Origin of the sequence: Streptococcus mitis, from assembly GCF_001579035.1 — a bacterium.
Lineage (GTDB): Bacteria > Bacillota > Bacilli > Lactobacillales > Streptococcaceae > Streptococcus > Streptococcus mitis_J.
The window spans coordinates 357,375-367,834 of the sequence record NZ_KQ970285.1 but is presented as its reverse complement, the minus strand read 5'-3'; the positions used below and the strand labels follow the sequence as shown (position 1 = coordinate 367,834).

The window sequence follows — 10,460 nt, the reverse complement described above, 5'->3', positions numbered from 1 at the left end:
CTTTGAGACCTAGGCTCAAAGTTTAGGTATGGAACTTCGAAGAAGGTTGCTACCGTCCGTCATTACTTAAGGAAAGTTTTAAAAAATCTATAAACAAAAAGAGCCACTCGGCTCTTTTTGCTTTATTCTCCTTCAAAGGCATCTTTAATATGGTCAAAGAATCCCTTTTTCTTTGGATTGACTTTTAAATCACCAGCAGCTGCGAATTCTTTAAGCGCTGCTTTTTGGCGGTCGTTCAAGCCTGTCGGTGTCACGACATTGACGGTAACGTATTGGTCACCAACTGCACCGCCACGGAGGCTCGGTGCTCCCTTGCCACGTAGACGGAATTTCTTACCAGTCTGAGTTCCCTCTGGGATAACCAATTCAACATCACCGTGAACCGTTGGGATATCAACTGTATCACCAAGAGCTGCTTGGACAAAGTTAAGGTTGAGATTGTAGAAAATAGTAGTTCCTTCACGTTCAAACTTGTCGCTGGCTTCCACAGAAACCACTACATACAAGTCACCATAAGGTCCACCGTTAAATCCAGCTTCACCTTGACCAGCTAGGCGAATTTGTTGACCAGTTTCCACACCAGCAGGAATTTTGACATGTACGCTATGCGCTTGTTTTTCATGCCCTGTTCCGTGACATGTTGTACATGGATCTTTGATTTCTTTTCCACGACCGTGACAGACATCACAGGTTACTTGGCGACGCATCATACCAAGCGGAGTCTGCGTATCAACGTTAATGACACCAGCGCCATGACAGCGTCCACAAGTGACTGGACTTGTTCCTGGTTTAGCACCTGAGCCATTACATGTACGACAGCCAGCTTCTCGGTTGTACTTAACTTCCTTCTCTGTACCGAAGATAGCTTCTTCAAAGGTCAAGTTCACACGATACTGTAGGTCATCCCCTTGGCGAGGAGCATTTGGATTGCGCGAAGCACCGCCTCCGCCGAAGAAACTTGAGAAAATGTCCTCAAAACCACCGAAGCCACCTGCTCCGTTGAAACCGCCGAAACCACCAGCACCACCAAAGCCACCGTTGGCTCCAGCCGCACCATATTGGTCATAGGCCGCACGTTTTTGGTCGTCACTCAAAGTCTCATAGGCTTCCTGAACTTCCTTGTACTTTTCCTCAGCACCAGGCTCCTTATTGATATCTGGGTGATATTTTTTCGAAAGCTTACGATAAGCCTTTTTGATCTCGTCTGCCGAAGCGTTTTTGGACACCCCCAGACGATCATAAAATTCAGTATTGTTCATACAAGATACCAAGACCGTAAAATTCGACTGAAAAATAGGAAATCTGACGCTGGAGCGATGCTCCTAGGCAGATTTATCTTTTTTCCGAGAATTTAGGTCGGATTCAATTCCTTTCTATTATATTGAGTAAGAAATTTGGGAACCCGTGTTCAGTTGCGAACACCTTTGTTCCTTTCTATAATTTTCATGTAAATCTTTAGAGACTATTTTCTATACTTTGCTTTACTTGATTAAACTCTTCATCTGATAGAGTAAATATCAAATCCTCTTCAACATACTCGTTCTGTTCTTTAAAATAGTTGTCCGTATTCTCTGCCAACCCTAGACTAAGAATCACTTTTCTTGCAAACTCTTGATGTGCAAAACCGATAGCCGTAATGATTTGTTTATCTTGGACAAGAACTTTCGGTTGGAAATTCTCACGTGGAAGAAATTCAAAATAGTCAAAGAAGTTTTGCCAAATTCCACCTGTAAATTTCGTGTCGTTCAACAAGCCTGCTTTCGCCAATAAAAGGGGCGATGAAGAAATGGCTGCAATTAGGATATCTTGCTCATTAAGGCTTCTCAAAAACGAGATCAATTTCTCATCTTGTAGAGTAGGACCTATATTTACCATTCCTGGCAAAATCACACAAGAATAATCTTCTATACGGATCTGATTCAATGTTTTCGTCGGTTGACAGGACAAACCATCCTCAGAGACCACCATCGAATTCTCAGAAGCTACATAATCAATCGTGATGTCAAAAGACAGAGCTAAAGTACTTGTTAAAGAGGCTATCTCATAAAGAGAAAAATTAGGATAAATGACACAAAGTACTTTTTTCATAAGCTACACCCTCTATTTTACCGAAAAACAGAGGCTGGGTTGCAACCTCTGGATTTCTTCCTATCATTACGACGTTCAAAAATAAAGTCGATTATACTTTGTTTTTAAACTAGTAAGGCGTTTAGGCAAGTCGCCATAGCGATTGCCGTAGAATGACAATCACTTTAGTGATTAGTCATTCTTAACGAGTTAGGCTTAACTGAGTTTCGGCTAAAAACTTCGGAAAAAAGATAAGCCATCTTTTGTGCATCGCACAAGGCGATGGCTTCCTATTTTTCTTTCGTTTTCTTAACGCCTCAACATCTTACTTTTCCGTAAACTCTCCGTCTACGACGTCATCGCCTGCGTTTCCTGTTGCTTGTGCGCCTTCTGCTCCTGCTTGTGCTTGTTGGGCTGCTGCGGCTTGTTCGTAGAGTTTAACAGCAAGGCCTTGAGCTTTTTCGTTCAATGCTTCAAGTTTTGCTTTCATGTCGTCCAAGTTGTTGTCTTCTTGAGCTTTCTTAAGGTCTTCAAGGGCAGCTTGGGCAGCGTCACGTTCTGCGTCGAAGCCTTTGCCTTCAGTTTCCTTGATTGTCTTTTCAGTCGCAAAGATAGCTTGGTCTACTTCGTTACGAAGGTCAACTTCTTCTTTACGTTTCTTATCTGCTTCAGCGTTAGCTTCTGCATCTTTCATCATGCGGTCAATTTCTTCATCAGTCAAACCTGAGTTTGATTGGATAACAATAGTTTGTTCTTTTTGAGTTCCAAGGTCTTTGGCCTTAACAGACACGATACCGTTCTTGTCGATATCAAATGTTACTTCGATTTGAGGAATTCCACGAGGTGCAGCTGGGATATCTGTCAATTGGAAACGTCCAAGAGTCTTGTTATCTGCTGCCATTGGGCGTTCACCTTGAAGAACATGGATATCAACGGCTGGTTGGTTGTCTGCCGCAGTTGAGAAGACTTGTGATTTAGATGTTGGAATTGTTGTGTTGCGGTCGATGAGTTTTGTGAAGACACCACCCATTGTTTCGATACCAAGTGACAATGGTGTTACGTCAAGAAGGACAACGTCTTTGACATCACCAGTGATGACACCACCTTGGATCGCAGCACCCATAGCAACTACTTCATCAGGGTTTACTGATTTGTTTGGTTCTTTACCAGTTTCAGCCTTCACAGCTTCTACAACGGCAGGGATACGAGTTGAACCACCAACAAGGATAACTTCGTCGATTTCTGACAAGCTCAAACCTGCATCTGAAAGGGCTTGACGAACTGGAACTTTTGTACGTTCTACAAGGTCTCGAGTCAAATCGTCAAATTTCGCACGAGTCAAAGTCATTTCCAAGTGAAGAGGTCCAGCTTCACCAGCAGTGATAAATGGCAAGCTGATTTGAGTTGAAGTTACACCAGAAAGGTCTTTCTTCGCTTTTTCAGCTGCATCTTTCAAACGTTGCATTGCCATCTTGTCAGTAGACAAGTCAATACCGTTTTCTTTCTTGAATTCTGCTACCAAGTGGTCGATGATTTTTTGGTCAAAGTCATCACCACCAAGTTTGTTGTCCCCTGCAGTTGACAATACATCGAAGACACCGTCACCCAATTCAAGGATAGAGACGTCGAATGTACCACCACCAAGGTCGAATACCAAGATTTTTTCTTCTTTATCAGTCTTGTCCAAACCATAAGCAAGAGCTGCTGCTGTTGGTTCGTTGACGATACGTTCTACTTCAAGACCAGCGATTTTACCAGCGTCTTTTGTGGCTTGACGTTGAGCATCATTAAAGTAAGCTGGAACTGTGATAACTGCTTTAGTAACTTTTTCACCAAGGTAGTCTTCAGCGTAGCCTTTCAAGTATTGAAGAATCATTGCTGAGATTTCTTGTGGAGTGTATTCTTTTCCGTTTGCAGAAACTTTTTCAGAAGTTCCCATTTTAGATTTGATAGAGATGACTGTATCTGGGTTTGTTACTGCTTGGCGTTTTGCAGCATCACCAACGATGATTTCGCCGTTTTTGAATGATACTACAGATGGAGTTGTGCGGTTTCCTTCTGGGTTTGCGATGATTTTGCTTTCAGTTCCTTCAAGAACTGCAACTGCTGAGTTTGTTGTACCTAAGTCAATACCGATAATTTTAGACATGTGTTTTTCTCCTTAAATTTATCTTCTTTTTTCTTTTTGATACTCTTCTTAAGTGGCGACGCCGTCAGAGCTTGACTTCGTCAATCTCTTTGACTAAACTTTGAGCCTAAGGTCTCAAAGTTTGCGCAGATAGCGCCACAGCGAAGAGTATCGTCTTTGGTTCGCTTCGCTCACTATTGCAAAGCTGAACTACTTTTTTATCTTTCTTCATAGTTTATTGTCGTTTCGGACAAGTTTTCTATTATGTAAATTGCGATACGAGGAGTCGAAATCGATTTTATTTCGACAACGAGTTAGTAAGGAGGCTAGGCAAACGCCATAGCGATTGCCGTTTTCTGACGAGTTGCTTTATCTATCGTCAGAATCACCTAATCGAACACGCCCTAAGCTCTGGGTAAAAAAGATAGATTTCCTTGTGTTCATCGAACACTTCGTCAATCTCCTATTTTTACTGTGAGCTTTTTACGGGCTTTGTATCTTAGTTATACACCACTACCATTGCTGGGCGTAGGATGCGGTCATGGAGTTTGTAGCCTTTTTGGAAAACTTGGGCGATGGTATCTGCTGGGTGTTCATCATCTGCTGGGAGAGTTTGGATGGCCATATGATAGTTATGGTCAAATTCGCCATCAGCTGCGATTTCTTCGATTCCTTCTTCTTTCAAAGCATGAATCAAGCTTTCTTGCACCATTTCCAAGCCCTTCTTCACATCATCTGTCAAACCTTCAACTGCGAGTGCACGCTCAAGGTTATCCAAAGAAGGGAGAATCGCTTTTGCCAAATCCTGGCTACGATAACGTTGCAAGTTTTGACGCTCTTCATTGGCACGGCGTTGGATATTTTGCATTTCTGCATGAGCGCGAAGGTATTTATTTTCGAACTCATCTGCACGTTCATTTGCCAAGTCCAATTCAGACTTCTCAGGAGTTGTTTCTTCTACCGTTTCCACAACTTCCTCTTCTTGGACTTCTTCTACTTCTTCATTTTTTATATCTTGGGCCATTTTCGCCTCCTTTAATGATTTCAATCTTAATGTACTTCGTAATGATTACTGCTGAGGTAGCGGTAAAAATCTGTCAACTTCATGGTCAAAACACGATTGACTACATTGACTTGGTTGATTAGCTGTTGGTAATCCAGATTAACTGGACCGATAATGGCTAGAATTCCAACACCCCGATAAGGAATGAGGAACTTGCTACTAATCACCGCTAGGTCAGCTAGACAGGACTCTTGACTGTCTGCAACACGGACGTTTTGCATCTGATCTTCACGTAACCCATCACGAATCTCCAGAGCTACTTTTTGCGGTTGGTCAAAGAACTGATAGGCTGCTAGATTGGCAAAATTCAAGAGATTAACCTTGCCCGCCACCACAATATTTTCGTTGAACATTTCCTTAAAGATATGTTCAAAAAGATCGATAACATTGTCCGTTGTTGTAAAGTAACGCTGGATAATCTGCGGAATCTCCGTCCGAATCTTGTAGTGAATATCTAGAACGGTGTGGCCGAGGAAACGTTCCTGAATGATGCTCTTCAGTTTCAGCAAATCCTCCTGCAAAAAGTTCCTTGGAATCAGAAACTGACTGGTAACCGTTCGAGACTCGTCTAGGGTAAATACTGCCAAGGCTGTATGTTGCCCCAAAACAACGATATCAAAGGCTGTCAAACGTTGCCTGCTCGGCTCAACATCCAGTGCTACTACCGTACAGCCACTCAAATCTGTCAGTAGATTAGCAGCCTCTTGCAGAATATCCTCCAATTTGAAGAATTCCTGATCAAAGGCTTTGACAATCTCGTAAACCTCATTTTCAGCTAGTCGGTCAAAATCCAGTGAGTGTTTCACATAGTACTGAAAACCAGCAACACTTGGCATCCGACCACTTGAGGTATGAGCCTTTTCAAGCAAACCTTGCTTTTCTAGAGCCGCCATGTCATTACGAATGGTTGCGCTGCTAGAGTTAATAGACTCTTGCAAGGCTTTGGATCCGACAGGTTCGTGCGTTTTGGTAAAGATGTCAATAATCAGATTTAGAATATCCTGCTGACGCTCTGTAACCACCTCATCACTCCTCTCTGTCTGATCGATTAGCACTCGATACGCTCAAGTGCTAACTTATGATTCTATTATACACCCTTAAAAGAGAATGTCAAGATAAAAACTCAAAAAATTAGCACTCTTTCATCAAGAGTGCTAAAAATCAGTCTAAAGACCTAGAAACTTACTGTTCATCTACTTGGTATTTCCTTTTTAATCTGAAATAACCATAGATTAGATAAGAAATCATTAAAGCATATAAAAGAAAAATAACGAAGAAAGACATAGAAAGTTCTTCTCGAAACAAACTCATAAAAACAACAAGACCGCCTGAGAAAGCAACTGTACAGGAACGAAGTCTATTTCGCATAACTTCCCACCTGAGCCCCTTACTCATATAGACTTGATCATCTGGAAGTAAATCAGAAGACGATTTACGAAGAATCGAACAAGAACCTGCTCCTATCAATTCCCAACCTCTATTTCTAAAATCTTGCAGTTCATGCTTATATTTTTTAAGAAATCTAGAATCATAGATACGGTAGATGATATCGTCTGGTTGACATTGGTCAAAATAGAACAAACCAAAACGACTCGTTCTATATCTCCAACCTTTCAAATGCATCTCATGTAAGTATTCTTCTTCCTTGTCCAAATCAACAATGGTGAAAATCCGAAATTGTACTTTGCTATTCATTACCTTACCTCAAAATCAGAAAACATACATAGTTTTATTTGTCAGATAATTCTTTCCACTTTTGAAACAATCTCCCAAAAATATAAGAAATCTGAATCGAATGAACTATCAATAAAACACCATCTATTATAACAATCAAAAACATTTCCCAACTGAAAGAACTACCTCCAGCGACAAACTTTGAGAAAACCGGTAGTAGAGCTAAAAAGAGAAGCAAAATAGGAAGCATCCGCATTGTTAAAATCCGTTTGACCATAGCTAGCTTCCCGGTCGCGTCATTATAAATTTCAAACTCGGCATCCGACTCAATTCCAGAATGAAGTTTTCTAAAGTAGGAAAAACCATTAAAGTCTGTAATATGCTCCCAGCCACAGTCTTTAAATAATTGTAAATAGGAGGCTCTATCGGATTTTTTCATGGGATAAAAGTCCAACTGATAAGACACCTGCTCCGGTTGGCACTTTTCAAAGGTATACTTAACTGCAACTACTAAGTTAGAGTAGGTTACCTTCTTGAGTTTCCAGCCCTCAGCATGCATTTTTCTAAGATATAAAGCCTCTCTATCATAATCCGCAATGGTAGCAATTCGATAAACAATTTTCTTTTCCATCATCCTTCCTCCCGACTATTTCTGTAGAGGCGTTCAATACGTTTCAATTCAATATCTAAGACTTTGCGTCCCAAGTCTGTAATCTGATAGATTTTCCGTTTTTCCTCTTCGCGGACAAAGGAAATCAAACCATCCTTTTCCATTTTTGACAAGGTCCCATACATAGTTCCAGGACTAATCGAAACTTGCGAATCTGTCATCTCCTTGACCTTTCGCGTAATACTATAACCATGACTTTCCTTTTGCAGACAGAGCAAGATATAAAAGCCCGTTTCCGTCATCGGAAGATAAACTCGACGAATCTTATCCGTCAATTCCATTTATAGCTACCTCCTATCCAGTTCGATATATCGCACTTCGTTATATAAAATATATCACACCTCGATATAAAATACAAGAAAAAAAGATCATCCTCACGGACAATCTTCCTTCTATATTAGTATTAGTAAAGGTCTAAATAATTATCAATTTCCCATTGTGAAACGAAGGTTGCATAACTTGCCCACTCGATTCGTTTAGCTTCAAGGAAACTAGTATAGATATGTTCTCCAAGAGCTGCTCTGACAACCTCATCTTCTGTCAAAGCTTTCAAAGCGTTGTGAAGGGTTGATGGAAGGTCTGTAATACCAGCTTCCTTACGCTCTTCTGCTGTCATGATGTAGATATTTTCTTCGATAGGAGCTGGTGCTTCGATTTTGTTTTCAATACCATGCAAACCAACTTCCAACAGAACTGCCATAGCGATGTACGGATTAGCCATTGGATCCACTGAACGCAACTCAAGACGAGTTCCCATACCACGTGAAGCAGGCACGCGCACAAGTGGCGAACGGTTACGACCAGCCCAAGCAATGTAAACAGGCGCTTCATAACCTGGAACCAAACGTTTGTATGAGTTAACCGTTGGATTCATGATGGCAGTATAGTTGTAGGCATGTTTGATCAAACCACCAAGGAAATGGTAGGCCGTTTCTGACAACTGCATTCCTTTTGGATCATTTGGATCAAAGAAGGCGTTATTTCCTTCTGCATCAAACAAGGACATATTACAGTGCATACCTGATCCGGCAATACCAAATTTTGGTTTGGCCATAAAGGTTGCGTAAAGTCCATGTTTGCGAGCAATGGTTTTAACAACAAGTTTAAAGATTTGAATCTTATCACAAGCACGGAGAACTTCATCGTACTTAAAGTCAATCTCGTGTTGTCCAACAGCAACCTCATGGTGACTCGCTTCTACTTCAAATCCCATTTTGGTCAAGACATTGACAATCTCACGACGTGTATTGTCCGCAAGGTCAGTAGGCGCCAAATCAAAGTAGCCACCCTTATCATTTACTTCAAGTGTTGGATCTCCATTTTCATCAAGTTTAAATAGGAAGAATTCTGGCTCTGGTCCAAGGTTGAAGGACTTGAATCCTACTTCTTCCATGTGACGAAGAGCACGTTTCAAATTGCCACGAGGGTCCCCTGCAAATGGTTCACCTTCTGTTGTATAGACATCACAGATCAAACCTGCAACACTTCCATTTTCATCTCCCCAAGGGAAGACTGTCCATGTATCCAAGTCAGGGTACAAGTACATATCTGACTCATTGATACGTACAAAACCTTCGATAGAAGATCCATCAAACATAGCCTTATTTGACAAGACTTTATCTAACTGTTCATCTGTAGCAGGAATTTCGACGTTTTTCATGGTTCCCAAAATATCCGAGAACATGAGACGGATAAAGGTAACATTTTTTTCCTTGACTTCACGACGAATATCTGCAGCTGTGATTGGCATGAGTTTTCTCCTTAATGTATGACTACTTGCGGTTGCCTAACCGCGACCAAAAGGTGACCGTACTGAAGCAAAGCGACCCTGTTGGAGGAGTTCATTGTGAAGTGCACGACGCACCTCAGTCTGACTCACCGCTTTCTTGGATTTCGCTTCACGTTCAGCATATTTTTTCTTAATGGCAGCGATATTATAACCTTCAGAGATATAATCTTTGATTTCAAGCAGACGATCCATATCATTCAGGGAATACATGCGACGGTTTCCTTCGTTTCGATCAGGCTTAATCAATTCTTGATCTTCATAATAACGAATCTGACGCGCCGATAGATCGGTCAACTTCATAACACTGCCGATAGGAAAAACAGCCATATTTCGGCGAAATTCTTTTTCCTTCATTTACAATTTCCTTCTTTCTGTCTATTATAGTCTAAAAAAAGACAAACGTCAATTGATAATGTTATAAAATGTAACATTATTTTTCTTTTTTCTCTAAAAAGAGACGAATACGATCAATATCGTAATTTACGAGAATTGCGACAAAAACTCCCATAAACGTTTCTGATACACGTGCAAACACGTACAAAATTGTTTCACCACTCGGAATCGATAGGGTAATGATTAACATAGCCGCTACACCACCAATAACCCCTGCTTTGTTATTCATGGCGACATTTGTCATAATGGTTAACATGGTGCAAATCGGAACAACAAGTAAGGTTACCCAAAAGGCTCCATGAAATAAAGTGTTTAAGAGAAAAAAGACAAGGGCGTAAAAACCGCCAATACTATTTCCTAAGATACGCGAAGTCCCAAAATGAACACTCTTATCAAAACTCTCCCTCAGGCTAAAAACAGCTGTCAAAGCACCGATTTGAAGACCTTTCCAACCAAAAAAGCCAAAAATCAAGAGAACTAGAAAAACAGCTATACCTGTTTTAAAGGTTCGCATACCAAGTTTGAACTGGGATTTATCGAATTTATATTTTTTAAAATAACTCATAATCTCAACTTTCTATTTCCATTTTATCATAAATCGGTGATTTTTATGAGTAATAGTTGAGAGGAAGCGTTTTTATTTTAAGTAAAAGAAAAGAGGAACCTTCATTCCCCT

The 10,460-nt window shown here is 40.8% G+C and carries 11 protein-coding genes; all 11 read right to left on the bottom strand.

The genetic code is table 11. The annotated features are described in order from the left end of the window. Positions 1–122 precede the first annotated feature (122 nt). Positions 123–1,259 (bottom strand): molecular chaperone DnaJ, encoded by a 1,137-nt coding sequence (gene dnaJ, locus SMIDD26_RS01815; protein ID WP_061438724.1) that lies wholly within the window; start codon positions 1,257–1,259, stop codon positions 123–125. A 196-nt stretch (positions 1,260–1,455) separates the two neighbouring features. After that, positions 1,456–2,088 carry a DJ-1/PfpI family protein gene (locus SMIDD26_RS01810; RefSeq protein WP_061438723.1) on the bottom strand — a complete coding sequence of 211 codons (633 nt, stop codon included), beginning with the start codon at positions 2,086–2,088 and terminating at the stop codon, positions 1,456–1,458. A 304-nt stretch (positions 2,089–2,392) separates the two neighbouring features. Further along, on the bottom strand, positions 2,393–4,216 hold the full coding sequence (gene dnaK / locus SMIDD26_RS01805) for a molecular chaperone DnaK (RefSeq protein WP_061438722.1): 1,824 nt from the start codon (positions 4,214–4,216) through the stop codon (positions 2,393–2,395). A gap of 478 nt (positions 4,217–4,694) precedes the next feature. Further along, positions 4,695–5,219: a nucleotide exchange factor GrpE gene (gene grpE / locus SMIDD26_RS01800; RefSeq protein ID WP_000046038.1), complete on the bottom strand. Its 525-nt coding sequence runs from the start codon at positions 5,217–5,219 to the stop codon at positions 4,695–4,697. A gap of 26 nt (positions 5,220–5,245) precedes the next feature. Continuing rightward, positions 5,246–6,280 (bottom strand): heat-inducible transcriptional repressor HrcA, encoded by a 1,035-nt coding sequence (hrcA, locus tag SMIDD26_RS01795; protein WP_061438721.1) that lies wholly within the window; start codon positions 6,278–6,280, stop codon positions 5,246–5,248. Positions 6,281–6,440: 160 nt separating this feature from the next. After that, a complete protein-coding gene (locus SMIDD26_RS01790) occupies positions 6,441–6,953 on the bottom strand; it encodes a DUF2812 domain-containing protein (protein WP_061438720.1) in 513 nt (170 codons plus the stop codon). Between the two features lie 34 nt (positions 6,954–6,987). After that, positions 6,988–7,563: a DUF2812 domain-containing protein gene (locus SMIDD26_RS13560; RefSeq protein WP_134990082.1), complete on the bottom strand. Its 576-nt coding sequence runs from the start codon at positions 7,561–7,563 to the stop codon at positions 6,988–6,990. Then, positions 7,563–7,883: a PadR family transcriptional regulator gene (locus tag SMIDD26_RS01780; protein ID WP_061438719.1), complete on the bottom strand. Its 321-nt coding sequence runs from the start codon at positions 7,881–7,883 to the stop codon at positions 7,563–7,565. The genes SMIDD26_RS13560 and SMIDD26_RS01780 overlap by 1 nt, the downstream gene beginning before the upstream one ends. 122 nt (positions 7,884–8,005) lie before the next feature. Next, on the bottom strand, positions 8,006–9,352 hold the full coding sequence (glnA, locus tag SMIDD26_RS01775) for a type I glutamate--ammonia ligase (RefSeq protein WP_001122886.1): 1,347 nt from the start codon (positions 9,350–9,352) through the stop codon (positions 8,006–8,008). Positions 9,353–9,388: 36 nt separating this feature from the next. Next, a complete protein-coding gene (gene glnR / locus SMIDD26_RS01770) occupies positions 9,389–9,745 on the bottom strand; it encodes a transcriptional repressor GlnR (protein WP_000659548.1) in 357 nt (118 codons plus the stop codon). Positions 9,746–9,821: 76 nt separating this feature from the next. After that, positions 9,822–10,349, bottom strand: coding sequence for an FUSC family protein (locus SMIDD26_RS01765; protein WP_061438718.1), 528 nt, complete (start codon positions 10,347–10,349; stop codon positions 9,822–9,824). Between the last annotated feature and the right edge of the window lie 111 nt (positions 10,350–10,460).